This window comes from Paenibacillus sp. EKM206P, from assembly GCF_011066155.1.
Lineage (GTDB): Bacteria > Bacillota > Bacilli > Paenibacillales > Paenibacillaceae > Paenibacillus > Paenibacillus polymyxa_D.
In genome coordinates, this window is the sequence record NZ_JAAMNQ010000078.1 from 1 (window position 1) to 423 (window position 423).

The following is a 423-nucleotide window of genomic DNA, read 5'->3' on the forward strand; positions in this document are numbered from 1 at the left end:
GCAGTTGAAGCAGGAGCCCTGTTCCATACCTATGTGGAAGAACAGGCACAGCTTGTACCAGATCATGTGGCGGTGGTGTACGAGGAGGAGCAGCTCACTTACCGGAAACTGAACGAGCGCGCGAACCAATTGGCGCGGAGATTGCGGAATGAAGGCGTTGGACGCGAGTCGATTGTCGGCATTTTGAGTGAACGCTCGGTAGACATGCTGGTCGGCGTACTGGCGGTGTGGAAAGCGGGAGGCGCCTATGTGCCGCTGGATGCAGACTATCCGTCTGAACGGATTCGTTTCATGCTGGAGGACAGTGGTGCGACGGTATTGTTGACCCAAATCGGCTTACAGGAGCAAGCACAGATATGGCTTGGGGAAAGCCGACAGGCCTTGGCCGGAGGGCAGACTGAGGGTGAGTTGGAAACAGCGGCT

At 57.0% G+C, this 423-nt stretch carries 1 protein-coding gene; it reads left to right on the forward strand.

Annotated elements, in window-relative coordinates; all coding sequences use genetic code 11:
- Positions 1-423, forward strand: a 423-nt coding sequence (locus G9G53_RS25765) for an AMP-binding protein (protein WP_165150888.1), incomplete at both ends; no start/stop codon positions are given.